Origin of the sequence: Amycolatopsis sp. CA-126428 (genome assembly GCF_002904335.1) — a bacterium.
GTDB lineage: Bacteria > Actinomycetota > Actinomycetes > Mycobacteriales > Pseudonocardiaceae > Amycolatopsis.
In genome coordinates this window covers 1-23,605 of the sequence record NZ_PPHF01000185.1, presented here as the reverse complement: position 1 = coordinate 23,605, position 23,605 = coordinate 1, and the positions used below count along the sequence as shown (strand labels likewise).

General features: G+C 72.4%; 24 protein-coding genes. 11 read left to right on the top strand and 13 right to left on the bottom strand.

Annotated elements, in window-relative coordinates:
• The first annotated feature begins 23 nt into the window (after positions 1-23).
• The 3 genes from C2L58_RS47420 to C2L58_RS47410 are packed head-to-tail and all read left to right on the top strand — an operon-like array spanning position 24 to position 1,140.
• Positions 24-500 (top strand): hypothetical protein, encoded by a 477-nt coding sequence (locus C2L58_RS47420; protein ID WP_103344193.1) that lies wholly within the window; start codon positions 24-26, stop codon positions 498-500.
• Positions 497-862 (top strand): GntR family transcriptional regulator, encoded by a 366-nt coding sequence (locus C2L58_RS47415; protein WP_103344192.1) that lies wholly within the window; start codon positions 497-499, stop codon positions 860-862. Before C2L58_RS47420 ends, C2L58_RS47415 begins: the two co-directional genes overlap by 4 nt.
• The gene (locus tag C2L58_RS47410; RefSeq protein WP_103344191.1) at positions 862-1,140 is read left to right on the top strand and encodes a hypothetical protein; all 279 of its coding nucleotides are present in this window, start codon (positions 862-864) and stop codon (positions 1,138-1,140) included. Before C2L58_RS47415 ends, C2L58_RS47410 begins: the two co-directional genes overlap by 1 nt.
• Before the next feature lie 87 nt (positions 1,141-1,227).
• Here the strand turns inward: C2L58_RS47410 and C2L58_RS47405 are convergent, their stop codons facing one another.
• Positions 1,228-2,124, bottom strand: a complete 897-nt coding sequence (locus tag C2L58_RS47405; RefSeq protein ID WP_103344190.1) for a DNA-3-methyladenine glycosylase family protein — start codon at positions 2,122-2,124, stop codon at positions 1,228-1,230.
• 4 nt (positions 2,125-2,128) lie between these two features.
• On the bottom strand, positions 2,129-3,217 hold the full coding sequence (locus tag C2L58_RS47400; protein WP_013222926.1) for a sugar phosphate nucleotidyltransferase: 1,089 nt from the start codon (positions 3,215-3,217) through the stop codon (positions 2,129-2,131).
• Between the two features lie 141 nt (positions 3,218-3,358).
• Here C2L58_RS47400 and C2L58_RS47395 point away from each other — a divergent pair, with 141 nt between their 5' ends.
• Positions 3,359-3,829 (top strand): hypothetical protein, encoded by a 471-nt coding sequence (locus C2L58_RS47395; RefSeq protein ID WP_103344189.1) that lies wholly within the window; start codon positions 3,359-3,361, stop codon positions 3,827-3,829.
• Here C2L58_RS47395 and C2L58_RS47390 read toward each other — a convergent pair.
• The 3 genes from C2L58_RS47390 to C2L58_RS47380 all read right to left on the bottom strand — a co-directional run bounded on the left by C2L58_RS47390 (position 3,826) and on the right by C2L58_RS47380 (position 7,176).
• Positions 3,826-4,686 (bottom strand): glycosyltransferase family 2 protein, encoded by an 861-nt coding sequence (locus tag C2L58_RS47390; protein WP_199191774.1) that lies wholly within the window; start codon positions 4,684-4,686, stop codon positions 3,826-3,828. The two genes, C2L58_RS47395 and C2L58_RS47390, sit on opposite strands and share 4 nt — an antisense overlap.
• A 198-nt stretch (positions 4,687-4,884) precedes the next feature.
• Positions 4,885-6,015, bottom strand: coding sequence for a glycosyltransferase family 4 protein (locus tag C2L58_RS47385; protein ID WP_103344187.1), 1,131 nt, complete (start codon positions 6,013-6,015; stop codon positions 4,885-4,887).
• Positions 6,016-6,099: 84 nt separating this feature from the next.
• Positions 6,100-7,176 carry a glycosyltransferase family 4 protein gene (locus C2L58_RS47380; RefSeq protein WP_103344186.1) on the bottom strand — a complete coding sequence of 359 codons (1,077 nt, stop codon included), beginning with the start codon at positions 7,174-7,176 and terminating at the stop codon, positions 6,100-6,102.
• Positions 7,177-7,185: 9 nt separating this feature from the next.
• Between C2L58_RS47380 and C2L58_RS47375 the strand changes: the two genes are divergently transcribed.
• From C2L58_RS47375 to C2L58_RS47365, 3 genes are read left to right on the top strand one after another with little or no spacing between them, the layout of a single operon-like run.
• On the top strand, positions 7,186-8,121 hold the full coding sequence (locus tag C2L58_RS47375) for a glycosyltransferase family 2 protein (RefSeq protein WP_199191773.1): 936 nt from the start codon (positions 7,186-7,188) through the stop codon (positions 8,119-8,121).
• 32 nt (positions 8,122-8,153) lie between these two features.
• Positions 8,154-10,673, top strand: coding sequence for a glycosyltransferase (locus tag C2L58_RS47370; RefSeq protein ID WP_103344185.1), 2,520 nt, complete (start codon positions 8,154-8,156; stop codon positions 10,671-10,673).
• A complete protein-coding gene (locus tag C2L58_RS47365) occupies positions 10,666-11,751 on the top strand; it encodes a glycosyltransferase family 4 protein (protein WP_103344184.1) in 1,086 nt (361 codons plus the stop codon). The genes C2L58_RS47370 and C2L58_RS47365 overlap by 8 nt, the downstream gene beginning before the upstream one ends.
• A 22-nt stretch (positions 11,752-11,773) precedes the next feature.
• On the opposite strand, the gene rfbD is transcribed toward C2L58_RS47365, so the two are convergent.
• Together rfbD and rfbB are read right to left on the bottom strand one after the other, a co-directional pair.
• Complete coding sequence (gene rfbD / locus C2L58_RS47360; protein WP_103344183.1) at positions 11,774-12,667, bottom strand: dTDP-4-dehydrorhamnose reductase; 894 nt, start codon at positions 12,665-12,667, stop codon at positions 11,774-11,776.
• Between the two features lie 4 nt (positions 12,668-12,671).
• The gene (rfbB, locus tag C2L58_RS47355) at positions 12,672-13,661 is read right to left on the bottom strand and encodes a dTDP-glucose 4,6-dehydratase (RefSeq protein ID WP_103344205.1); all 990 of its coding nucleotides are present in this window, start codon (positions 13,659-13,661) and stop codon (positions 12,672-12,674) included.
• Positions 13,662-13,800: 139 nt separating this feature from the next.
• Here rfbB and C2L58_RS47350 point away from each other — a divergent pair, with 139 nt between their 5' ends.
• Together C2L58_RS47350 and C2L58_RS47345 are read left to right on the top strand one after the other, a co-directional pair.
• Positions 13,801-15,339, top strand: coding sequence for an LCP family protein (locus C2L58_RS47350; RefSeq protein ID WP_103344182.1), 1,539 nt, complete (start codon positions 13,801-13,803; stop codon positions 15,337-15,339).
• Between the two features lie 211 nt (positions 15,340-15,550).
• Positions 15,551-16,759 (top strand): LCP family protein, encoded by a 1,209-nt coding sequence (locus C2L58_RS47345; protein ID WP_103344181.1) that lies wholly within the window; start codon positions 15,551-15,553, stop codon positions 16,757-16,759.
• Here the strand turns inward: C2L58_RS47345 and C2L58_RS47340 are convergent.
• Positions 16,752-17,588 carry an NmrA family NAD(P)-binding protein gene (locus C2L58_RS47340; protein WP_103344180.1) on the bottom strand — a complete coding sequence of 279 codons (837 nt, stop codon included), beginning with the start codon at positions 17,586-17,588 and terminating at the stop codon, positions 16,752-16,754. The two genes, C2L58_RS47345 and C2L58_RS47340, sit on opposite strands and share 8 nt — an antisense overlap.
• Before the next feature lie 108 nt (positions 17,589-17,696).
• On the opposite strand from C2L58_RS47340, the gene C2L58_RS47335 reads away from it, so the two are divergent.
• Positions 17,697-18,401, top strand: coding sequence for a TIGR03089 family protein (locus tag C2L58_RS47335; protein WP_103344179.1), 705 nt, complete (start codon positions 17,697-17,699; stop codon positions 18,399-18,401).
• An 84-nt stretch (positions 18,402-18,485) separates the two neighbouring features.
• On the opposite strand, the gene C2L58_RS47330 is transcribed toward C2L58_RS47335, so the two are convergent.
• From C2L58_RS47330 to C2L58_RS47310, 5 genes are all read right to left on the bottom strand, one after another.
• Complete coding sequence (locus tag C2L58_RS47330; protein ID WP_103344178.1) at positions 18,486-18,926, bottom strand: DoxX family protein; 441 nt, start codon at positions 18,924-18,926, stop codon at positions 18,486-18,488.
• 114 nt (positions 18,927-19,040) lie between these two features.
• A complete protein-coding gene (locus tag C2L58_RS47325; RefSeq protein WP_103344177.1) occupies positions 19,041-19,856 on the bottom strand; it encodes a DUF1206 domain-containing protein in 816 nt (271 codons plus the stop codon).
• A gap of 133 nt (positions 19,857-19,989) precedes the next feature.
• Positions 19,990-20,415, bottom strand: a complete 426-nt coding sequence (locus C2L58_RS47320; RefSeq protein ID WP_103344176.1) for a hypothetical protein — start codon at positions 20,413-20,415, stop codon at positions 19,990-19,992.
• 68 nt (positions 20,416-20,483) lie between these two features.
• On the bottom strand, positions 20,484-21,413 hold the full coding sequence (locus tag C2L58_RS47315) for an esterase/lipase family protein (RefSeq protein ID WP_103344175.1): 930 nt from the start codon (positions 21,411-21,413) through the stop codon (positions 20,484-20,486).
• A gap of 104 nt (positions 21,414-21,517) precedes the next feature.
• On the bottom strand, positions 21,518-22,432 hold the full coding sequence (locus tag C2L58_RS47310; protein WP_103344174.1) for an alpha/beta hydrolase: 915 nt from the start codon (positions 22,430-22,432) through the stop codon (positions 21,518-21,520).
• Between the two features lie 145 nt (positions 22,433-22,577).
• Here C2L58_RS47310 and C2L58_RS47305 point away from each other — a divergent pair, with 145 nt between their 5' ends.
• On the top strand, positions 22,578-23,444 hold the full coding sequence (locus C2L58_RS47305) for a helix-turn-helix domain-containing protein (RefSeq protein ID WP_103344173.1): 867 nt from the start codon (positions 22,578-22,580) through the stop codon (positions 23,442-23,444).
• Positions 23,445-23,605 lie beyond the last annotated feature (161 nt).

The following is a 23,605-nucleotide window of genomic DNA, read 5'->3' as shown; positions in this document are numbered from 1 at the left end:
GTTCGCGGAGAGGGAGGGACCACATGGCTACACAGTTCCCGGAGCGGGTGCACTACCACTCCGGCGGTGGCGGTGACACCGGCGTGTTCGGGTACATCGTGCTCGGGCTGATCGTCCTGGGCGTCATCGTGTTCATCATCGCGGTGGTGGTGCGGGTGTCGAAGATGCGCCGCGAAGAGGCGATGAAGAACGGCGGGCAGTTCCCGCCGAACCCGGGCTTCCCGCCGCAGCAGGGGTTTGCCGCGCCGCCGTCGCAGGGATTCCCGCAGCCGCGCGCGCAAGGTTTCGCGCAGCCGCCGTCACAAGGTTTCCCGCAGCCGGCTTCGCAGGGGTTCGCGCAGCCGGGGTTCGCGCCGGGACATCCGCCGCCTTCGCCGCAGCAGGGGTTCCCGCAGCAGCCGGGCTATCCGCCCGCGCCGCAGCAGTACGCGCCGCAGGGGCCGTCGTTCCCGCCGCCGCAGCAGCTGCCGGGGCCGGGAGCGGGTCCGCAGAGCTGGTGATCGTCCCCTTCGACAGCGGTTCGCCGGTCCCGCCGTTCGAGCAGGTCCGGTCCGGGCTCGCGACGCGGATCAACGACCGGAGCCTGGCCGTCGGCACGAAACTGCCCACGGTCCGGCAGCTCGCGGCCGACCTGGGCATCGCCCCGAACACGGTGGCGCGGGCGTACCGCGAGCTGGAGGAAGCGGGCCTGATCGAGACCCGCGGCCGCGCGGGCAGCTTCGTCGCGGCGGCGGGCGACCAGAGCCGCCGCCGAGCCCAGCAGGCGGCGGCGGAGTACGCGAAGACCACCCGTAGGCTCGGCCTCGACGACGCCGAAGCGCTGTCGATCGTCCGCGCGGCACTCGACGAGGGGAACGGCTGATGGTGAGCGTCCTGATGCTGCTGATCATCTTGGTGGGGCTCGCCGGCGTCGCCGGGGTGGTGCTGTTCATCGTGAACTCGAGCAAGCCGAAGCAGCCGCCGTACCCGCCGCAGTACCCGGGGTACCAGCAGCCGGGATACCCGCCGCAGCAGGGATATCCGGGACAGCAGCCGCCGGGATACCCGCCACAGCAGGGTTATGGCGGACCGCCGCAGGGCTATCCGGGTCAGCAGCCGCCGTACCCGCCGCCGCCGGGCGGTTATCCCCCGCAGCAGTAGCCGAAGTCCGTGGTTCGGCGCCTTCCGGGGCCACCATCAGCGCAGTGATGCCGCGATGGCGGCCTTCGGCGCAGCAGCCTGCAGCCCTCACATCGCGCGGTAGTCGCGCAGCTCGATCCTCGGCCCGAACCGTGGCCGCGTGTGCCCGGCCGCCTCCAAATACCGCACCACCCGCTGCCGCTGCGGTGCGTACGGGGCCAGCACCTCCGCCATCCCCGTGTCGTCGAGCTTCGTGCCCAGTACCGCATTCCCGACCATCGAAGGGATGTTGTAGTCGCCGAAGCTCACCGCGTCCGGGTCGCCCCAGGCGCGCTGGGCGATCTCCGCCGCCGTCCAGACTCCGATGCCCGGGACCTGGCGCAACCAGTGGCGGCCTTCGAGCCCGCGCAGCTCCACCGCCCGCTCCAGGTGACCCGCCACGCGCGCCGCGTTCAGCAACGCCGTCCGGCGCTTGATGTCCACCCCCGCGCGGTGCCAGTGCCAGTCCGGCAGCGCCCTCAGCGCCGCCGGCGCCGGGGGCACGCGCAGCCGCTCGGGCGCCGGGCCGGGTGGGCGCGTGCCGAAGCGGCGGCACAGCTCGGCCCACGACCGGATCGCTTCCTTGCCCGTCACCTTCTGCTCCAGCACGGCGAGCACCAGCCAGTCCCACACCACCCCGGTCGACCCGAGCCGCAGGCCGGGGTTCGCCCGGCGGGCCCGGGCGACGACGTCGTGGTGCGCGACGAACCCGGAATCGTCGTCGTCCGCCCCCAGCAAGGCGGGCACGCCGGCGAGCAGCCGGTCCTTCGCCTCACCCCAGGCCGCGGCCTCGATGCGGCCGTCCGAACAGCGGCGCAGCGCCAGCGTTCCGGGGCCGTCCGGGGTGTTCGACGCGAGCCAGGTGATGCCGCGCTCGTCGGTGAGGATGTTGAGCGACCCGCGGCCGCGCTTCAGCGGACCCAGGACCCGGCCCAGGTCGACCTCGAACGCGGGACGCCAGTACATCGGGCTACGCGTCGCTCGAAAAGCGGACGGATCCGTCGGGCAGGACGACGTCCGGCCAGACGCGGGCGCCGTCGAGGAGCTCGCAGCCGGCCCCGACGGACACGCCGTCGCCCAGCACCACGCCGCGCAGCACCGCGCCGGCGCCGACGCGGGCGCCGTGCCCGAGCACCGAACGCTCGACGATCGCGCCCTCGGAGACCGCCGCGCCGTCGAACAGGACCGAGCCGTCGATCTTCGCGCCCGGGCCCACGACCGCGGCGACGCCGATCGTCGAGCCGCCGGACAGCTGGGCGTCCTCGGCCACCGACGCGCCGTCCAGGACCAGGAAGTCGCCGGGGCGGCCGGGCAGCGCGGACGTCGGCGCCAGGCCGCGCACCAGGTCGGCCGAGCCGCGCACGAACGCTTCCGGCGTGCCGACGTCCAGCCAGTAGGACTCGTCGACGAAGCCCTGGATGTGCGCGCCCTGCTCCAGCAGCTGTGGGAACGTCTCGCGCTCGACCGACACCCGCCGTCCCGTCGGGATGGCCTCGATCACCGGGCGGCGGAAGACGTAGCAGCCGGCGTTGATCTGGTCGGTCGGCGGGTCCGGCGTCTTCTCGAGGAACGCCTGGACGCGCCCGGTCTCGTCGGTCGGCACCGACCCGAACCGGCTGGGGTCCGGCACGCGCTGCAGGTGCAGGGTGACGTCGGCCTCGGATTCGCGGTGGACGCGCAGCTGCTCGCCGAGGTCCGAGCCGGAGATGATGTCGCCGTTGAAGACGATCACGTGGTCGGCCCGGAGCCGGTCGTAGACGTTCCGGATCGCGCCCGCGGTGTCGAGCGGCTCCTCCTCGACGACGTACTCCAGGTCGAGGCCGATGGACTTGCCGTCGCCGAAGTACTCCTCGAAGACCTCCGCCCGGTAGCTCGTGCCCAGCACGACGTGCCGGATGCCGGCTTCGCGGATGCGGGAGAACAGGTGGCTCAGGTAGGGGGTCCCGGCTGTGGGGAGCATCGGCTTCGGCGCCGACAGCGTCAATGGCCGGAGGCGCGTGCCCTTGCCCCCGACCAGCACGACGGCGTCGACAGCGTCGGTTCGGACCTCGGACGTCACGGAAATCTCCTCTTTTATCACGCACCGCTGAGCGACAAGCCGTGGGAAACCCTGACGGAGGTCGCCCGGAGGGCCTACCCTAGACAGGAAACAGGCGGGCCTTTCCCCAGAGGGCCCCGGGTCAGTCGGGAGGCCGAGGGGATGGACCCCCGCGATCGGGCGGACGCCCTGCTCGCACGAGCCCAGGCGCGCGGTGTGTTCGTCGTGACACCCGACAGCGCGACGTCACCGATGGACTCGTCGAACACCCAGCAGATCCCGCGCGCGCAGATCGACGGGCTCGACCGCAGCCGCGACCCCGACACGACCACGCAGCTGCCGGCGTCGCTGATCGAGGAGAACGACCACCCGCTGGCCGGCTCGGCGCCGACGCGGCGGATGGAGCTCCAGGGTGGCCGCCGCCCGCAGCAGACGACACCGCTGAGCACGCCGTCGCCGACGACACCGCTGCCCACTCCGATGCCCGCCTCGATGCCACTGTCCCGCCGGCCCCAGGCCGAGCAGGTCACGAGCCCGCTGAAGGAGCCCGACCCGGAGGACACCGGCCTGGTGCCGACGGTGACGCAGAACATCGGCAAGTCCGACCTTTCGCGCCGGCTCGACGGGATCTAGCGGGTTTCCAGCTTCAGCCGCAGCGCGAGGCCGAGCTTCACGGCGGCCAGCACCGGCTTCCAGGCGAGCCCCTGGTGGCGATCGGCGAGGTAGCGGTAGGCGCTGGCGTGGTGCGCCGCGAGCATCTTCTTCGACGCCTGTGACGTCGAGTGGCCGCCTTCGTGCGTCACCCGCGAGGTCGGCGCGTAGACGTTCAGCCAGCCCGCCTTGGCCAGCCGGTCGCCGAGGTCGACGTCCTCGAAGTACATGAAGTAGCGCGTGTCGAAGCCGCCGACGGAGTCGAACGCCTCCCGGCGGATCAGCTGGCACGAGCCGGACAGCCAGCCCGAGGTGCGCTCGACCGGCGTGCCGCTCTCCTGCCGGTACTGCTTGGTCCAGGGGTTGCCGGGCCAGACCTTCGCGAAGACGGCGTGCCCGATCCCGCGCCCGAAGGACGGCAGGAGCCGGGCCGAGGGGTAGACCGTGCCGCCGACGTCGTGGATCAGCGGCCCGAAGGCACCCCCGCGCGGCCACCGCCCGGCGACCTCGAGCAGCGCGTCGAGCGACCCGGGCTCCCATTCGAGGTCCGGGTTGACGACGACGACCCAGCCGTAGGAGTCGTCGAGCTCGGCGACGCCCCGGTTCGCGGCGGTCCCGTAGCCGACGTTTTCCGCGATGGTGAGCAGCTGCACGTTCGCCCGGTCGGCGGTGACCCGCTCGAGGGCACCCTCGACGGACGCGTTGTCCGCGATGACCACCTTGACTTCGCGCTCGGTGGCCTTCTCGAGGGTGTCGAGGAACCGCTCGATGGTGTCCTCGGAGAAGTAGGTCACGGTCACGACGCCGACATCGTCGCCATAGCGGGATTGCTCAGTCACCCGGCCATTGTCCACTCGTCACGCAGGGCAACCCCGCCACCCCGGGGGCCGTGACGGAAGCGCCGGCACGCGTGATCGGAAAGCCGGCACGCGTGATTGCGAGGTCGACACGCCGAGCGAGGCCGGTTGTCGCCGTGTCGACCTTTGAATCACGCGTGTCGACCCTTCGATCACGCGTGTCGGCTTCTCGAGCACGGTTCAGCGGGTGCGGAGGTGGCGGGACCAGGCTTTCGCGTACGCCTCCCGATGGCGTTCCGCGGTCGTGGCCCACGAGAACTCCTTCGCGCGCTGCTGCGCGGCCGTCGCCAGCTCGGCCCGCCGGCCCGGGTCCGCGAGCAGCTCACCAAGAGCGGCCGCGACGTCGCCGGCGCCCACCCCGCAGTACGCCACCGCGTCGCCACCCACCTCCGGCAGCGACAACCGGCGCGTGGTCAGGACGCACGCGCCGCACGCCATCGCCTCCAGGACCGGCAGCCCGAACCCCTCGCCCAGTGACGGGTACGCCACCAGCTCCGCGCCGCCGAGGAAACCCGCCAGCGTGCCGAACGGCAGGTAGCCCGCCCGGATCACGCGCAGCCGGTGCGGGACCGCGTCCAGCGCGCGCTCGACCTGGGTGTCCCAGCCCGGCTGGCCGGCCAGCACCAGCGCCGGGGCGTCCGGGCGGCCGGCGACCGCGCGCGCGAACCCGCGGATCAACGCGGGCACGTTCTTCCGCGGCTCCAGCGCGCCCAGGAAGGCCACGTACGGCGTCTTCCCCAGGCCGACGGCCGCGCGCGCCGCCGCGACCTCCGCCGGGGACGGCGGGTGGAAGCGCTCGCTGTCGACGCCGTGGTGAATCACTTCCAGCAACGCGTGCCGGACCGGGCCGACCCTGGCTAGCTCCGAGGCCGTCGCCGCCGAAGGCACTACGCACAGTGTCGCGCGGCGAAGCGCCGTCGCCGTCCACGCGCGGAAGAAGCGGGCCTTCACCGAGGAGTGCAGCACGGCGTCGGTGAAGAACGTCGCGTCGTGCAGCGTGACCACCGACGCGGCCGAGGTCGCCACCGGCATCGTGTAGTGCGGTGAGTGGACGACGTCCGCGCCGAGCCGGCGCGCCAGCCGCGGCAGGGTCGCTTGCTCCCAGGTCAGGCGGGCCGTGCGGGTGCTCGTGGCCGGCGACGCGGGAACGACGCGCGAGCGCGGCGCCAGCTGGTCGTAGAGCTGCAGATCGCGGGGCTGGCAGACGACGGTGAGCCGCGCCCCGTCCGCGTCGAGGGCGGCGACGAGCGAATCCACGTACCGCCCGACACCGCCGCGGTCCGCGGGGACCGCGGTCGCGTCGATCAGCACCCGGGGATCGTCGCTCACCCCTGCAGGGTACGGCGGGGCTCCGGCGCCATGGTGGGGAACTGGCAAACCGGGCTGGTGAGCGGCTCAGTCGTGGGGCCGGCGGTGGATCGCCCAGACGGCTTCGGCCGCGCGACGCCAGGTGAACGCCTTCGCCCGCTCCCGCCCCGCCCGGGTCAGCTCCGCCGCCCTCGCCGGCGAACCGAGCACTTCGCGCAGCGCGGAAGCCAGCGCCGCGGCGTCCCCGCGGGGCACCATGACCCCGGCCCCGCCGGCCACCTCGGCCAGCGCCGGGACGTCGGTGTGCACCACCGGGATCCCCGCCGCCATCGCCTCCAGCAGCCCCAGCCCGAACCCCTCGGCGAGGCTCGGCACGGCCAGCACGCCGGCCCGGCGCAGCACGGTCGCCAGCTCGGCGTCGGTCACCTTCCCCAGCATCCGCAGCCGGTCGGCGGGCAGGCCGCGCTCGGCCGCCAGCGCCACCGGGTCGATGCCGCCCCAGCCCGGCTGGCCGGCCAGCACCAGCACCGTGCCCTCCAGCGCCGCGACCGCGTCGACCAGCACGTCGATGCCCTTGCGCGGCTCGATCGTGCCGACGGCCAGCACGTACCGCGCCGGGAGGTCCAGTTCGGCCGAGCCGGAAGGCACCCGCACGCCGTGCGGCACCACGCGCACCGGGACGTCGACGTCGATGAGCACCGCGAGCTCGTCCGCGACCGCCCGCGTCGGCACCACCAGCCCGGACGCCCGCCGCGCGGCCCGCGCGATCATCGACCGGTGCCAGCTCACCCCGCGCGCGGTGAGCGTCTCGGGGTGGGTCCACGGCACGGTGTCGTGCACGGTCACGCTCAGCGTCTTCCCGGCCGGGGCGCGCGGCGGCGCGAACGGGGTCGGCGCGTGCACCGCGTCGCCGCCCGGCCACCAGCGCAGGCCCGCCTGCCACGCGGCGACCAGCGCCCGCGGCGGGATCCGCAGCACGCGCGGGCCCTCGACGCCGGGCACGCGGGCCGCGCCGACCTCGGCGTGCCGCGCGACCACGCTGGACACCGTCCAGCCCGGCGGCGCGGTCTTCGCCAGCGCGGGGAGCAGCTCGGCCGTGTAGCGCCCGGTGCCACCGGGCACGGGTGCGAGGAGCTGCTCGGCGAGCACGACCAGTTCGGGCACGCGGCTATTGTGCGGGACGTGACCGCGAATCCCGCCACCACGGTGGTAGTCGTGACCTGGCGGGGTGCCGGGCACATCACGGCCTGCCTGGACGCGCTCTCCGCGCAGACGCGTCCACATCGGACGCTCGTGGTCGACAACGCCTCCGCCGACGGCACCGCCGCCCTGCTCGCGGCCCATCCTTCACGCCCGGAAGTGCTCCGCCTCCCGCGCAACGCCGGCTACGCGGGCGCCCTCGCCGTCGCCGCCGGGAAGGTCGGAACACCGTTCACGGCGTGGCTGAACGACGACGCCGAACCGGCGCCGGACTGGCTCGCGACCCTGGAAGACACCCTCGAAAAGGCGCCGCTGGCCGCCGCGGCGACGTCCCGGCTGGTGCGCCCCGACGGCCGCACGCAGTCCGCCGGCGTCCGGTTGACCGCCGACGGCCACGGCGCCGACGTCACCGAGCCCACCGGCGAGGTGTTCGGCTTCTGCGGCGGCGCGGCGCTGCTGCGCACCGGCGCGCTGAAGAGCGTGCACGGCGTCCCGGCCGGATTCTTCTGTTATTACGAGGACACCGACACGGCGTGGCGGCTGCGGCTGGCCGGGTGGGACGTCGTCACGGCGCCGGACGCCCGCGTCCGGCACGCCCACGGCGTCAGCAGCGAACTGGGTTCGCCGCTGTTCCACCGCTGGAACGAGCGCAACCGGCTGCTCATGCTGCTGCGCTGCGCACCCCGCGGCGTGGCGGTGAACCAGCTGCTCCGGTTCGCCGTGTTGACAGCGGTGCTGCCGCTGCGCTCCGGGCGGCCGGCGGCGCCGAACTTCCGCTTCGGCCTGCGCTGCCGGGTCCTCGCCGAGGTGGTCTTGCGGCTACCTGCGGCGTTGCGGGCGCGGCGCAAGATCACCCGCCGCGCGGCGCTCGGCCGAGGCGCGGTCTGGGAGGCATGGGCAGGCCTTTAAGCTTGCTGGCATTCCGACGACAGGAGCTGGCTTTGGCGCAGGGGGATCCGCAACCGCTCGTCTCGGTGATCGTGGTGAACTACCACGGCGCCGACGACACGATCGCCTGCCTGCGCGCGCTCGCCGAGCACGACTACGCCGAGCTCGAGCTGATCTGCGTCGACAACTCGGCCGACGAAGCCGAAGCCGCCCGCATCCGCGAGGCCGTCCCCGGGGCCCAGGTCGTCGAGGCCGGTCGCAACACCGGATTCGCCGGCGGCTGCAACCTCGGTGCGAAGCACGCGAAGGGCACGGTTCTCGGCTTCCTCAACAACGACGCCCGCCCCGCGCCCGGCTGGGTCTCCGCCGCCGTCGCCGAGCTGCGCGCCCAGCCCCGCGTCGCCGCGGTGGCCAGCAAGGTCCTCGACTGGGACGGCACCGGCACCGACTTCGTCGACGGCGGCCTGACCTGGTTCGGCATGGGCTACAAACGCCACGCCGGTTCGCCGCTGGCCGACGTCCCGGCCGCCGAGCACGAGGTCGCGAAGGACGTCCTGTTCGGCACCGGCTCCGCGCTGTTCGTCCGGGCGAGCGTGTTCGCCGAGCTCGGCGGCTTCGACGAGCGGTTCTTCATGTTCTACGAGGACGTCGACCTCGGCTGGCGGCTCAACCTGCGCGGCTGGCGCGTCCGGTACGTCCCGGCGTCGCAGGCGTTCCACCGCCACCACGGCACGATGGCGGCGGTCGACGCGCCCGAGACCGGCCGCGAGACGTTCCTGCTGGAGCGCAACGCCCTGGCCGCGCTGTACAAGAACCTCTCCGACGAGACCCTGGCCCGCGCGCTGCCCGCGGCGCTGGCCCTGGCCGTGCGCCGGGCCACCGCGCGCGGCGAGCTGGACGCCACCCAGCTGGACCTCGAACACGGCGGTGCTCCTTCAGGCCCGATCGAGTCCGGCGACGTCGCCATCCCCCGCACCACGCTCGCCGGGCTGCTGGCCATCGACCAGTTCGTCGAGCAGCTGCCGTCGCTGGCGGCGTCCCGCGCGGTCGAGCAGGCCGCCCGCGTCCGCACCGACGCCGACCTGCTTCCCTTGCTGCGCAAGGCGTTGGAGCCCGCGTACCCGCTCCCGCGCTACCTGGCCGCGCACGACATCCTCGTCGAGGCGTTCGGCATCGAGAAGGCCTTCGGGCAACGCCGGAAGATCCTGGTGATCACCGGCGACGCGCTCACCGAGCGGATGGCGGGCCCGGCGATCCGCGCCTGGAACATCGCCCTCGCGCTCGCCGCCGAGCACGACGTCCACCTCGTCACCACCAATCCCCTCGCGACGCCGCCACCGGCACCGTTCCGGGTGAGCGCGGGCAAGCACCGCGAGCTGGACGCGCCGATCGCCTGGGCCGACGTCATCGTCCTCCAGGGTCACGTGCTGGAGCTGGCGCCGTCGCTGAAGAAGCAGCACCGCGGCAAGATCGTCGTCGCCGACCTGTACGACCCGATGCACCTGGAACTGCTGGAGCAGGGCAAGGGCGTGGCGGACGACCAGCGCGCGGCCGACCTCGCCGGCGTCACCCGGGTCCTCGACGCCCAGATCGAGCGCGGCGACTTCTTCCTCTGCGCCTCCGAGCGGCAGCGGCACTTCTGGCTGGGGCACCTCGCCGCGACCGGCCGGCTTTCGCCGCGTCTCTACGACGCCGACCCGACGACGCAGTCGCTGCTCGCGGTCGTCCCCTTCGGCCTGTCGCCGGAGCCGCCGGTGCGCACCGGGCCGGGCCTGCGCTCGTCGCTGGGCATCGGCGGCACCGACCACGTCGTGCTGTGGGCGGGCGGGGTGTACAGCTGGTTCGACCCGCTGACCCTGGTCCGCGCGATCGAGAAGCTGCGGCGCCGCCGCGGCGACGTCCGGCTGGTGTTCCTCGGGATGAAGCACCCGAACCCCGAAGTCGCCGAGATGGACATCGGCACCCGGACGATCCGGCTCGCGGATTCACTGGGGCTGACCGGCAAGCACGTCTACTTCAACGAGCAGTGGGTGCCCTATAACGAGCGCCAGAACTGGCTGCTCGACGCGAACTGCGGCGTCACCACGCACTACGAGCACGTCGAGACGACGTTCGCGTTCCGCACCCGCGTCCTGGACTACCTGTGGGCGGGGCTGCCGATCGTCACCACCGACGGCGACGCGTTCGCCGACCTGATCCGGGCGGAACGGCTCGGCGTCGTCGTCCCGGCCGAAGACGACGCCGCCTTGGCCGATGCGCTCGAAAAGGCGTTGTACGACGAGGAGTTCGCCGCCGGCTGCGTCGAGCGGCTCGCCGTCGTCGCGCAGCGGTTCGCGTGGCCCGAGGTGCTGAAGCCGCTGGTGGAGTTCTGCCGCGACCCGCGGCCGGCGGCCGACCGGCTGCCCGGCTCGGCGGACCTGGTGACGACGCCGCCGGTCCGCGGCCGGGCCGTGCTGCGGCGGGACGTGGACCTGATCCGCGAGTACCTCGACGCGGGCGGGCCGCGCGAGCTGGTGCGGCGCGTGGGCGGCCGGGCGCTGAAGGTCGCGAAGCAACGGCTCCGCCGTGGCTAGGTCACTGAGCGTCCTCCTCGACGGCACCCCGCTGCTCGGCGCGCGCACCGGGATCGGCCGGTACACGTCCGCGCTGATCGAAGAGCTGGTGTCGATCCCGGAGGTCGACACGCGCGCGGTGGCGTTCACGCTGCGCGGCTGGCGGCGGCTGCGGCACGTGCTCCCCTACGGCGCCCGCGCCCGCGGGATGCCGGTGGCGGCGCGGCTGCTGCGGATGGCGTGGCTGCGTTCGGACTTCCCGCCGGTGGAGGTGTTCGCCGGCCCGACGGACGTGGTGCACGGCACGAACTTCGTGCTGCCGGGCCGCTTCCGCGCGGCCGGCGTGGTGACGATCCACGACCTGGCCTTCCTGGACAACCCGGAGGAGCTCGCCCCGAGCGATCGCGGCTTGCCGGAGCTGGTCCGCCGCGGCGCCCGCCGCGCGAACGTCATCTGCACCCCGACGGCGGCGGTGGCGGACGCGGTGGCGGAGCGCCTCGACGTCTCCCGCGACAAGATCGTGGTGACGCCGCTGGGCGTGAACCCGGCGTGGTTCACCGCCCGCCCCCCGGACGACGAGCGCCGGGCCCGCCTGGGCCTGCCCGCGCGGTACCTGCTGTTCGCCGGGGCCGCGGGGCCCCGGAAGGGCTTGGACTGGCTGACCCGGGCGCACGACTCGGCGCCGGACCTGCCGGACCTGGTGTTCGCGGGCCCGGGCCCGTTCCCGCGCGGTCCCCGGCGGTGCCAGACCGGCTATCTGTCCGATGTGGACCTGCGCACGGTGGTGGCCGGTGCTTCGGCCCTGGTGCTGCCGTCGCGCGACGAGGGGTTCGGGCTGCCGGTGCTGGAGGCGATGGCCTCGGACGTCCCGGTGGTCTGCACGGACATCCCGGCGTTGCGCGAGGTCGCGGGCGAGTGCGCGAGCCTGGTCCCCTACGGCGACGTGGACGGCTTGGCGGCGGCGTTGCGGACGGCGGTGACGGACCCGCACGCGGTGGCGACGTCGGCATCGAGGCGAGCGCACGCCGCGAACTTCACGTGGCGCACGTGCGCGGAACTGACGGTCGGCGCGTACCGGCTGGCCTCAGGCCGGCACTGACCCGGCCCCACAACGAGCGTCGTCAAGAAGCCGCGAAGTAGGCGGCCAGCGCCTCTTCCCACGACCGCAGCGGCGTCAGCCAGGCTTCCTTCCAGGAGGACGGGGACAGCACCGAGTAAGCCGGCCGGGCCGCCGCCTGCGGGTACTCCGCCGACGTGCACGGGCGGACCCGCGCGGGGTCCGCGCCCAGGTGCTTGAAGATCGCCTGCGCGAACCCGCACCAGCTCACCGCGCCCGCGTTCGTGCAGTGCAGGATCCGCCCCTCGGGCCCGTCACCGGCGGCCACCCGCGAAGCCAGCTCGAGAAGTCCCGCGGCCAGCTCGGCCGTCCACGTAGGACCGCCGATCTGATCGTCCACAACGGACAACGTCTCCCGCGAAGATTCCAGCCGCGCCATGGTCTTCACGAAGTTCGAGCCGGCATGCCCGTAAAGCCACCCGGTGCGCACCACCCACGACGCCGCCCCGGACCCGAGGACCGCGTCCTCGCCCGCCGCCTTCGTGCGGCCGTACGCGCTGCGCGGCCCCAGCTCGTCGGAAGGCTCGTACGGCTGGGATGCGTCACCCGAAAAGACGTAGTCCGTCGACACGTGGATCAGCGGCACCCGCCGGGACGCGCACGCCGCCGCCAGCACTCGCGGCCCGTCCGCGTTCACCGCGAACGCGCGCTCCTCGTCGGTCTCCGCCGCGTCGACCGCCGTGTACGCCGCCGCGTTGATCACCACCGGCGCCGAACCCGCTTCCCGGGCCCGCTCGGCCAGCGCCCCGACCGCGGCCAGCACCTGGCCCGTCGCCGTCACGTCCAGCTCGGCGGAACCGGGGGCCACGACGTCCACCGAAGGGGACGCCAGCGCGGCGAGATCCCGGCCGAGCTGCCCGGAACCCCCGGGCACGAGTACCGTCAGCGGCACAGAAATTCCTTTACTTCTTCAGCGCGGCCCGCGCGGCCAGCGGCTCCCACCACGCACGATTGTCCCGGTACCAGGCCACTGTCTCGGCCAGACCGTCCTCGAAAGAGACGCGCGGAGCGTACCCCAGCTCCTCGTGGATCTTGGTGATGTCCACCGAATACCGGCGGTCGTGCCCCTTGCGGTCCTCGACCGGCTCGACGCTGTCCCAGCTCGCGCCGACCGCCTCCAGCAGCTTCTCGGTCAGCGAACGGTTGGTCAGCTCGGTGCCGCCGCCGATGTTGTAGATCTCGCCCGGCCGCCCGCCGTCGGCGACCAGCTGGATGCCGTGGCAGTGGTCGTCCACGTGCAGCCAGTCACGGACGTTGAGCCCGTCGCCGTAGAGCGGCACCTTCCCCCCGTCGAGCAGGCTGGTGACGAACAGCGGGATGACCTTTTCCGGGAACTGGTACGGACCGTAGTTGTTGGAACACCGGGTGATGCACACCGGCAGCCCGTGGGTGCGGAAGAACGACCGCGCCACCAGGTCGGACGACGCCTTCGACGCCGAATACGGCGAATTCGGCTCCAGCAGGTGATCTTCGGTCCACGAACCGTGCTCGATCGAGCCGTACACCTCGTCGGTGGACACGTGCACGAACTTGCCGACGCCGGCTTCCACGGCCGCCTGCAGCAGGTTCTGCGTGCCGAGCACGTTCGTGAGCACGAAGTCGGCCGACCCGAGGATCGAGCGGTCCACATGGGACTCCGCCGCGAAGTGGACGACGAGGTCCACGCCCGTCATCACCTCGGTGACGAGCGCGTTGTCGCAGATGTCGCCGCGGACGAACCGCAGCCGCGGGTCGGCGGCGACCGGGGCCAGGTTGGCCTCGTTGCCCGCGTAGGTGAGTTTGTCCAGCACCACCACCTCGGCGTCGTGCAACGCCGGGTAGGCGCCGGTCAGCACCTGCCGGACGTAGTGCGACCCGATGAAGCCGGCACCACCGGTGACCAGGACCCGCATCTCCACGCCTTTCCTCGCACCCCCGGACGGGGTCATCCGCCCCCCAGCCTACGGAGGTCCTACAACAGCCTCAGTAGAGTCTCGAGTGGAGACACACTGGTGTCCTGGGGGAAGCACGGGGTCACAGGGGAGGAAGCGCGTGACCGAAAAGGCTGCGCCGACCATCCCGGCGCGCCGGGGGCCGCACACCGGCCGTGGTGCCGCCCTCGTCGCCCGCCGCGGCGGCAAGGCCGTGCTTTCCCTGCTGTCGGTGGCCGTTCTGGCCCTGACCTGGTACGGCTGGCAGTACATCGGCGACCCCAGCACCGGCCTGACCACCACGAACGTCTTCGCCGACACCGAGGCGCACGCGAAGCCGCTCGACGGCGCGGTCGACATCCTCCTGGTCGGGCAGGACAGCCGCACCGACGCGCAGGGCAACCCGCTGCCGCGCGAGGTGCTGGACATGCTGCACGCCGGCGTCTCCGACGGCGAACTGAACACCGACACCATGATCCTCGTGCACATCCCGCAGAACGGGAAGCACGCGATCGCGGTCTCCTTCCCCCGCGATTCGTGGGTGGAGCTGGCCGGCGGCTTCGGCAAGCACAAGCTCAACAGCGCGTTCGTCTACGCGTACACGGACACTTACCGGGCGTTGCAGCGCCAGGGCATGACCGACCTCAAGGAAGCCGACAAGCAGGCGAAGGTCGCCGGGCGGAAGAACCTCATCGCCACGCTCGAGAAGTTCATCGGCAAGCCGGGCATGATCGACCGCTACGCCGAGGTCAACCTGGCGAGCTTCTACGAGATCACCAAGTCGATCGGCGGCGTCGAGGTCTGCCTCAAGGGGCCGGTCAAGGAAACGAAGTCCGGCGTCGACCTGCCGGGCGGCCGCCAGACGATCGAAGGCGTGCAGGCGCTCGCCTTCGTCCGCCAGCGCTACGGCCTGCCCAACTACGACCTCGACCGGATCGCCCGCCAGCAGGCGTTCCTCTCCGGCCTGGCCCGCAAGGTGCTCTCGACCGACGTGCTGACCAGCCCGGTGAAGATCGCCGACCTGGTGTCGGCGGTGAAGAAGTCCGTCGTGCTGTCGCAGGGCTGGGACCTGACCGAGTTCGCCGCGCAGATGCGCGGCCTGACCGGCGGCAACATCGAGTTCCACACCATCCCCACCCTGGGCAACGCGACCATCGGCGGCGCCGACGTGCTGCGCGTCGACCCGGCCCAGGTGGCGGCGGAGGTGGCGCGGCTGACGTCGGACGGCAGCACTCCGGCGGGCGAGACGCCGGCGCAGCTGCCCGGCGCGAACGCCGTCACGGTCGAGCTGTTCGACGGCTCGGGCGCGCCGTCGCTGGCCGGCCAGACGCACGCGATGCTGCAGGGCAAGGGCTTCACGCTCGCCGCCGACCAGCGGCTGGGCGTCCGCAACACCACGGTCGTCCGGTACAACCCGGCCGACGACACCGCGCTGGGCCTGGTCAAGCAGGCGCTGGGCACCGCGGCGCAGGCCGAGCCGGACCGGGACGTCCCGGCCGGGCACGTGCGCGTGCTGCTGGGCAAGGATTTCCGGAACTCGGCCGCCGGCCCGGGTGGCGCACCGACGTCGACGGCGGCCAAGCCGACGGCCACCGCGCCGCCGGCGTCCACCTCCGCCGCGCCGCCGATCACGGCGGGCGACGTTCCCTGCGTCAACTAGACTGGGTACGCAGGGTGTTCGGGGGAGGTAGGCCGGCGTGGCAGACGAGCAGGAAGAACCGGAGGCGACGGCCGAACCGGTGACAGAGAGCGACGACCACCGTTCGCGGGGGTCCGGGTGGCGGAGCCCCCGGCCCGGGGCGAAGCCCCGGACGACACAGAAGCCGTCGCCGTTCCCGCGGCAAGCACCGGCTCCGTCGCGGATGCGTCGCGTGGGCCAAGTCAGCCGCCGGGTCGCGGTCGGCCTGGTGTCGCTGCTCGCGCTCGGCGCCAGCGGCTACGTCTACGTCACCAAGGACCAGCTGCAGAGCACGGTCCCGACGACCGACGCGCTCACTCCGCGGGCCGGCGAGCCCGCGCCGCCGCCCGCGGACGACGGCGCGGAGGACATCCTGCTCGTCGGCAGCGACGCGCGCACGGACGCCCAGGGCAACGCGCTGCCGGCGCGGGTGCTCCGGCAGCTGCGCACCGAGGCCAACGACGGCGCGGTGAACACGGACACGATGATCCTGCTGCGGGTGCCGAAGAACGGCGGCAAGCCGTCGGCGGTCTCGATCCCGCGCGACACGTGGACGGCCATCCCGGGCCGCGGCGAAGCGAAGATCAACTCGGCGTACGGCATCGCGAAGGCGCACTTCGCGCAGGCGTTGCGCGGGCAGGGCGAGCGCGACCAGGCGAAGATCGAGCGCGACTCCGACACCGAGGGCCGCCGGGTGCTGGTGCAGGCGGTGCAGGACCTGACGCAGGTGCGGATCGACCACTACGCGGAGATCAACCTGCTGGGCTTCTACCTGCTGACCGAGGCGCTCGGCGGCGTCAAGGTGTGCTTGAACCACGCGACCGAGGACAAGGATTCGGGCGCGAACTTCCGCCGCGGCCAGCAGACGGTCTCGGGCGGCGAAGCGCTGTCGTTCGTCCGCCAGCGGAAGAACCTGCCGCGCGGCGACCTGGACCGGATCGTGCGGCAGCAGGCGTTCCTGTCCTCGGCCCTGCACCAGCTGCTTTCGGCGGGCACCCTGACCAGCCCGGGCACGCTGAACGACCTGATGGACGCGGTGCACCGCTCGCTGACCCTGGACCCGGGCCTCGACCTGCTGCAGTTCGCGCAGCAGGCCAGGGGGATCGCCTCGGGTGAGCTGACGTTCGCGACGATCCCGGTGATCACGGCGAACGGCCGGAGCCAAGACGGGCAGAGCATCGTGCAGATCGACCTGACGGCGGTCCGCGAGTTCGTGGCCGGCCTGGCGGGGCGCCCGGCCCCGGCCGCGGCCCAGGCACCCGGGCAGTCCCCGGCCGGCGGGAGCTCAGGCGACTCGGCGGCGGTCCCCACCGCCGTGACCGGCGGCGGCGCGGGCAGCGGCGCCGCCCCCGCCGCGGCGCCGCTGCTCCGGGACTCGCCCGGAGTTCCCTGCGTCAACTGAAGTCGGCGCGGTGGTCCTCCGCCCACTGCCGGAACGTCCGCGGCGCGTGGCCGGTCACCTCGCGCACCACGTCCGTCACCAGCGACGGCTCGTGCAGCGTCCGGGCCCAGGCCTCGAGGACTCCCCGCGGCACTTCCGGCGACCAGCCCGCCGCCAGCATCCGCTCAATCGCCTGCTCCTCCGTAAGCTCTTCGAACCGCAACGGCCGGCCGAGGACGTCCGCGAGCACCTCGGCCTGCTCCCGGAACGAGATCGGCTCCGGGCCCGTCAGCGCCAGCGACTCCCCGTCGTGGGAGCCGTCGACCAGGATCCGGGCCGCGACGTCGGCGATGTCCCGCTCGTGGATCGCCCCGATCCGCGCGTCCGGGTACACCGTGCGGACCGCTCCCTCCGCGATGTCCGCGCGCCAGCCCAGCGTGTTCGTCGCGAAGGCGCCCGGGTTCAACGCCGTCGAAGCGAACGCCCCCGCGGCCAAGGCCTGTTCGACCACGCGGTGCATCGCCGCGATCGGGCTCTGGGCGGCATCCGGCTGGAGCGTCGCGGCCGACGAAAGCAGCACTACGTGCCGCACCCCGGCCGTTTCCGCCGCCTTCACGAATCCTTCGATCCCCTGCGGCCGCGTGTACAGGAAGGCCGCGGAGACGCCGTCGAGCGCGGGCTCCAGCGTCGAGGCGTCCTCCAGGTCCGCGCTCACCTTCGCGACGCCGCCCGGCACGTCGAGCTTCGCGGCGTCCCGGCTCGACGCGCGGACGTCCTGACCTGCGGCGACGAGCGCGTCGACCACTGCGCGCCCGACGTGTCCGGTGGCCCCGGTGACGAGAATGGTCATGGTGCTCCCCAGCTTCCGAAATAAGTTTGCTTTCAAAGCAAAGGTACTGAGGTCGATCATCCGGTGTCAACCGGCGCCGCGCGTGGTCCGCGCTTTAGCCTTGTCCCCATGAGCCTGACCGACGAGCTGCTGCGCCCGCTGCCGGCCGCCCAACCGTTGATCACCCACTACGACGACCAGCTGGGCAGCCGCGTCGAGCTGTCCGTCGCGACCACCGCCAACTGGGCGGCGAAGACGGCCAACTGGCTGACCGAGGAATTCGACGTCGAGCCGGGCGATGCCGTGGCGGTGCAGCTCCCGGCGCACTGGCAGACGGTCGGCGTGCTGCTCGGGGCGTGGTGGTGCGGGGCGCGCGTCGTGTCCGAGGGCGCCGGGGCGCGGGTGGCGTTCGTCGGGCCGGACGACCCGGAACCGACCGGCGCGGCGGCCACCGCCGTCGTGACGCTGGACCCGATGGGCCGCGGCCTCGCCGAGCCGCCGGGCGGCGGCGCGTTCGACTACCTGACCGAGTCCCGGCTGGCCGGCGACCAGTACCGCCCGCTCTTCCCGATACCGGGCACCACGGCCGCGCTCTTCGAGTCCACTGTGGACGAGGTGCTGGCCGAAGCCAGGGCCCGCGCCGCGAAACTCGGCCTCACCGCGGCCGACCGGGTGCTGTCGACCCGGGACTGGAGCGGCCCGGACGGCATCCTCGACGGCCTGCTCGTCCCCCTGACCGCGGGCGCCCACCTCGTCCACATCAGCAACGCGGACCCGGCGAAACTCGCTTCCCGCCGTGACGCCGAACGCACCACGGCGGACCTCCCCGCGTAACGCAGTCTGCCGCAGCCGTCGTGAGTGGTAAGGCGGGTTAGAACCCGCCTTACCACTCACGACCAGCCGCGGCAGAGTGGGGACTCAGGCGTTCTGCAGTTCGCCGACCTCGGCGTCGCGGCGGGCGCGCTTGCGGCCCCACAGCAGGTGGTCGAGCGAGAGCCGGCCACCGTTGAAGCCGAGCGCGAGCCCGGCGAGCGCCAGCACCAGGACCAGCTCGTAGCCGCCCTGGCCGGTCAGGCCGTTGTCGATGTGCACCGACAGCAGCGCGCCGACCGAGATGACGACGTAGCCGATGCCGACGAGCGGCAGCAGGAAGCCGACGATGAAGGCGACCGAGCCGAGGATCTCGACGGTCATCGCGAAGATCGCGGCGGCCGTGGGCAGCGGGATGCCCGACATCTCGAAGAACTTCGCCGTGCCGTCGATGCCGTTGTTCCACTTCTGGAGCCCGTGCGCGAGGAAGACGACCGCGACGCCGATCCTCCCCAGCAACAGGGCCACGTCCTTGAATCGTCCGAACATCGGTTTCAGCTCCCGGGTAGGTGAATATTCAACTGACCCGACCCAAAGTAGGGCACCGAGCACCTGGATTCGAAGCTCCGGATGATGATCGACAGGAAACCGACAGGCACCGCCTCAGCGCTTGTGCGCCCTGGCCGCACCGAAGCAGTACACGCCGAACGCGGCGAGGCCGAGCGCCACGACGATCAGCAGGACCGTGCCGAAGGGCTGGGCGGAGAGCGTCTTGAGCGCGGCGTCCAGGCCGCCGGCCTTGTTCGGGTCGGCCGTGAATCCGGCGATGGCCAGCAGGATCGCGACGATGGCCAGGACGACGCCCTTGGCGAGGTAGCCGATGGTCCCGATCGTGCCGATCCAGCGCTTGGTCTTCCCCGGCAGCTCCGTCGTGTTCAGGTCTTCGAGGAACTTCTTCTTCACACCTTTGACGCCCGCGGCGATGGCGACGCCGAGCACGCACGCGGCGGCGATGACGACCAGCGCGGGCCCGGCCGGCAGCTTGAGCAGCTCGGCGGTGAACTCCTGCTGCTTCTCGTTGCTGGACCCGCCGCCCCCGCTGCCGGTGGCGATGCGGATGGCGGTGACGCCGAGCAGGATCACGACGACGCCGCGCGCGGCCGCGCCGATCCGCTTGCGCGTCCGCTTGCCGCCGCTGACCCACTCGTACCCGGTGGCGGCCATCAGGAACTGCCAGAGCCCGAAGAGGATCAGGCCGACGGCGACGATCCAGAGCAGGATCTGGCCGAACGCCGTGGAGCCGATCTGCTGCAGGGCCCCCTTCTGGTCCGCCTGCTCGCTGTCACCGAAGGCGACCTGCAGGGCGAGGTAGGCGATGACGAGGTGTACGACGCCGTAGCACGCCATGCCGACCCGGCCGAGCAGTTGTGCGGTGTTGCTCTTCTCGCCGCGTTCGGCGGTGGCCTCTGTCCGGTTCATGCCTTCTGAGTACCCAGCCGACTTCATGATCGGCTGGGCCGAGTGGGGCAACGTCGTTGCGGCGTTGGGATGAACGGGGCCGGATCCGCGACCGCCCGGCTACCGGCCGTCGCGTGTGGACTCAGCCGCGACGTCAGGCCGGGCGGCGCCGCACCTCGTCGAGGCCGGCCCAGCCGCCGTTGACCGCGAGCAGCGTCAGCACCTGTTCCGCCTGCTCGGCGAACCGCGCGAGGTCTTCGTGCAGCAGCGTCGCGCGCTCGCCGTCGAGCTGGTCGAAGTCGTCGAACCACAGCGAGATGGCCGAGCCCGCCGTGACGGCGAGCCCCTGCGTCAGGCTGAGGAAGCCGGGCGACGGCGCATCGGCGGCCGCCCGGTAGGCGGTCTCGATCTCGTCGCACGCGGCGAGCAGGTCACGCAGCTGGCGGACGGCGCCGGCCGGGGTCCCGTCCCAGGCGGCGGTCGGCCAGGCGCGATCGGACAGCTCGAGCCACAGCCGCCAGCCGGCGACCAGCTCGGCTTCGTCGTGGGGCGTCCAGGACGCCGGAACCGGCCAATACATGCTTCGAGAGTGACACCGCCGGAGCGGAAATCCGCCCCGGCGGTGGGTTATGTCTCATGTGGCGAAACTCAGCCGATGACGGGCGGCACGAACACGCAGGGCGGCGTCTTCGCGTGCGCCGGATCGAGCGCGTTGAGCACCAGTCCCTGGGCGACGGGGTCGTAGGTGATGCCGAGGTGGTCGGTGAAGTCGAGCCCGCAGACGTTCTGGAGCAGGATGTTCTTCACGTTGGAAGCGGCTTCGAGGAAGGCGCTGGTGTACGGCGTCACGACGTCGTCGTAGCGGGTCTGGATGACGGTGTACTGGATGCCGGGCACGGTTTCCCCGCCGGCGTTGAGGTCGGTGAGGAAGTCCGAGCCGACGGCCTGTTCGTTGCAGGCCTGGCAGACGGTCCCGAGCGCGGCCGGGACACCGGGGATCAGTTCGAGGGTGCTCAGCAGCCCGAAGAGATCGGTCCCGTGGTTGGACGGCGACAGCCCGACGAGCCGGCTGATCTTGTCCGCGCCCCCGAGGTACTTGATCCAGTACCGGACGTTCATCCCGCCCTGCGAGTGCCCGACGACGTCGAGCTTGCTCGCGCCGGTCCGCGCCAGGATCCTGTCTCCGAAGGCGGCAAGCGCTTTCGCGGTGTCGGCGATCGGCCCGACGGTCTGCAGGAAGGCCCCGGGTGCCCCGCCGAAGTTCCCGGCGAAGACGCAGTACCCGGCGTCGGCGAGCTTCTTCGAGAGGTTGGCCCAGTTCTCGTAGGCGTTGGCGGTGGTCCCGTTGGAGAGCAGGACGGGGTTCGGGTGCCGATCGGAGGGCTTGCAGTTCCAGTCGTTGGCCCCCGGCGGCGCGATGGTGGGCGCCCCGAGCGAGTACAGCGCGGCGGTGAGGATGGTGGGCTGGACCGGCCCGGTGGGTTCTCGTTCCGCCGCTTGGCCGGTCCCCGCCCCCAGTACGAGTGCCGCCACCGCGGCCGTGGCGGCCGTGAGCCACCTGCGCGTCGTTGCGCCCATCCGCTTCACCTCTCTGTGAACCGATGGTGACCCGCGTCACCGAGGGTTTAACGCGCGAGTAACTTGTTCGGACCTCCCCCTGGTGAGTGAATTTCCTTCGCTCGTCAGAGGCTCGCGTCGAAGTAGGCGGCGAGCTTCTCGACGGCGGGGTCGATGAACTCCTTCTTGTCGTAGAGGTCGACGTGGCTCGCCCCCTCGATCCAGTGGAGCTCCTTCGGGCCGGTGGCGCGCTGGTGGACCTCGACGGCCATCCAGGACGTGTCGGCGCGGGTGCCGGCGATCTGGAGCAGCGGGCGCGGCGCGATGAGCGGGACGGCGTGGAAGGCGTCGAACGAGGCCAGCTTGTCGACGCTGGGCCAGGCGAGGAACTTCGCGGAGCGGTCGTGTTCGCCCCGCGGGGTGCAGTAGTACTCGAAGCCCTCGACGCCGTGCTGCCCGCCGAGCGCACCGGCCTCCGCGGCGGTCTCGGGGAACATGGTCAGCACACCGGGGTCCTCCCCGCGCGCGGCGGCGGTCCGCGCCTGGGCGGCGAGCCCGAGCAGCCCCTGGAAGACGGCCGGGTCCTGGGTCCCGTCGGCGCCGTAGCGGAACTGCCGGGCCACATCCACCCCGGAAACGGTGGCAACGGCCTTGACGCGGTGGTCGCCGCCGGTGGCCGCGAGCGAATAGCCACCGGAGGCACAGATGCCGAGCAGGCCGAGGCGATCGGCGTCGACCTCCTCGCGGGTGGTGAGGAAGGACACGGCGGCCTTGAAGTCCTCCACGCGCTGGGCGGGGTCTTCCAGCCCGCGGGGCAGGCCGCCGGACTCGCCCTGGTGAGCGGCGTCGAAGGCGAGGGTGACGAAGCCGCGCTCGGCCATCAGCCGGGCGTAGGTTCCGGCGGTCTGCTCCTTGACGCCGGTGCCGGGGTGCCCGACGACCAGCGCCGGCCGCGGCCCGGAAGCGGCGGTGTCCGGGGTGTGGAGGTGGGCGGCGAGCGGGATGCCGGCGCTGTCGAACCGGACGGTGGTGGTGGCCATGGGGCTCTCCTCGCGACGGTGCGGCTGGTGCTCCACCACATTCCGGCGGATCCGGCCCGGGCGGGAGAGCCAGGTTTCTGCCTGGGAAAGAACTTGCCCCCCTTCACGCGTCCTGGATCAAGGCCGGTGAAGGACACTGGAGACCATGACGCCGGACTCCGATCCCCGAGCGCTGGGAGCGTTCCTCAAGGCCCGCCGGTCCCAGCTGACCCCGCGGGACTGCGGCTTGCCCGAGCCGGAGACGGCCCGCAGGGTGACGGGCCTGCGCCGTGAAGAAGTCGCCCGGCTCGCGGCGATCAGCGTGGACTACTACACCCGCCTGGAGCAGGGCCGCGTCCGCGCGTCCGCGCCGGTGCTGATCACGTTGGCCCGAGCCTTGCGCCTGGACGACGACCAGCAGCGCTACCTCTACGAGCTGGCCGGCCGGGCCGACGCCCTCCCCCGCCGTCGCCGTCCCGCCCAGCGCGTACGTCCCGCGATGCGCAGGCTGCTCGCCCAGCTCACCACCACCCCGGCGCTGGTCCTCGGAAAGCGCCTGGACATCCTGGCCTGGAACCCGGCGGCAACGGCCCTCTTCACGGACTTCGAGATCATCCCCGCGAACCGCCGCAACTACCTGCGCTTGCTGTTCACGAACCCGGCGGTCCGAGAGCTGCACGAGAACTGGCAGCACGACGCCCGCGAAGCGGTAGCGGCCCTCCGCATGGAGGCGGCGCCCGACGCGGCCGACCCCGACCTGTCAAGACTGGTCGGCGACCTGTCGGTCCAGGACCCGGACTTCCGCAGGTGGTGGGCCGAGCACCACGTCAACACGGCAACGTACGGAACCAAGCACTACACCCACCCGTTGGTGGGCAAGCTGACGTTGGACTGCGACACCTGGGCCAGCCCGGACGGCGAGGGTCAGCGCTTGATGGTCCTGACCGCAGAGCAGGGCACCCCATCCCACGACGCCCTACTGATCCTCACGGCATGGAAAGCAAACCAACCAAGCACCGAAAAGACGCGGTAACAGACCAACCGGCCCACGGGGCCCAGACCCCCCGCAACCCCGATCCGAAGCCAAAACACGGCCGGCGGCAGTTTGTCAAGGCACGCTTTTGATGTGCTCCGAAGATTTCGGACGCCGCTCAAGCGGACTCTATCATGCTGTTTGGTGTTGGGTGAACCATT

Coding starts and splice junctions, on each gene's coding strand:
- C2L58_RS47325 (WP_103344177.1), bottom strand. CDS start 19,856: ATGAACCGGACAGAGGCCACCGCCGAACGCGGCGAGAAGAGCAACACC.
- C2L58_RS47305 (WP_103344173.1), top strand. CDS start 22,578: ATGACGCCGGACTCCGATCCCCGAGCGCTGGGAGCGTTCCTCAAGGCC.
- C2L58_RS47420 (WP_103344193.1), top strand. CDS start 24: ATGGCTACACAGTTCCCGGAGCGGGTGCACTACCACTCCGGCGGTGGC.
- C2L58_RS47310 (WP_103344174.1), bottom strand. CDS start 22,432: ATGGCCACCACCACCGTCCGGTTCGACAGCGCCGGCATCCCGCTCGCC.
- C2L58_RS47405 (WP_103344190.1), bottom strand. CDS start 2,124: ATGTACTGGCGTCCCGCGTTCGAGGTCGACCTGGGCCGGGTCCTGGGT.
- C2L58_RS47340 (WP_103344180.1), bottom strand. CDS start 17,588: ATGACCATTCTCGTCACCGGGGCCACCGGACACGTCGGGCGCGCAGTG.
- rfbB (WP_103344205.1), bottom strand. CDS start 13,661: ATGCGGGTCCTGGTCACCGGTGGTGCCGGCTTCATCGGGTCGCACTAC.
- C2L58_RS47335 (WP_103344179.1), top strand. CDS start 17,697: ATGAGCCTGACCGACGAGCTGCTGCGCCCGCTGCCGGCCGCCCAACCG.
- C2L58_RS47320 (WP_103344176.1), bottom strand. CDS start 20,415: ATGTATTGGCCGGTTCCGGCGTCCTGGACGCCCCACGACGAAGCCGAG.
- C2L58_RS47330 (WP_103344178.1), bottom strand. CDS start 18,926: ATGTTCGGACGATTCAAGGACGTGGCCCTGTTGCTGGGGAGGATCGGC.
- C2L58_RS47395 (WP_103344189.1), top strand. CDS start 3,359: ATGGACCCCCGCGATCGGGCGGACGCCCTGCTCGCACGAGCCCAGGCG.
- C2L58_RS47315 (WP_103344175.1), bottom strand. CDS start 21,413: ATGGGCGCAACGACGCGCAGGTGGCTCACGGCCGCCACGGCCGCGGTG.
- C2L58_RS47410 (WP_103344191.1), top strand. CDS start 862: ATGGTGAGCGTCCTGATGCTGCTGATCATCTTGGTGGGGCTCGCCGGC.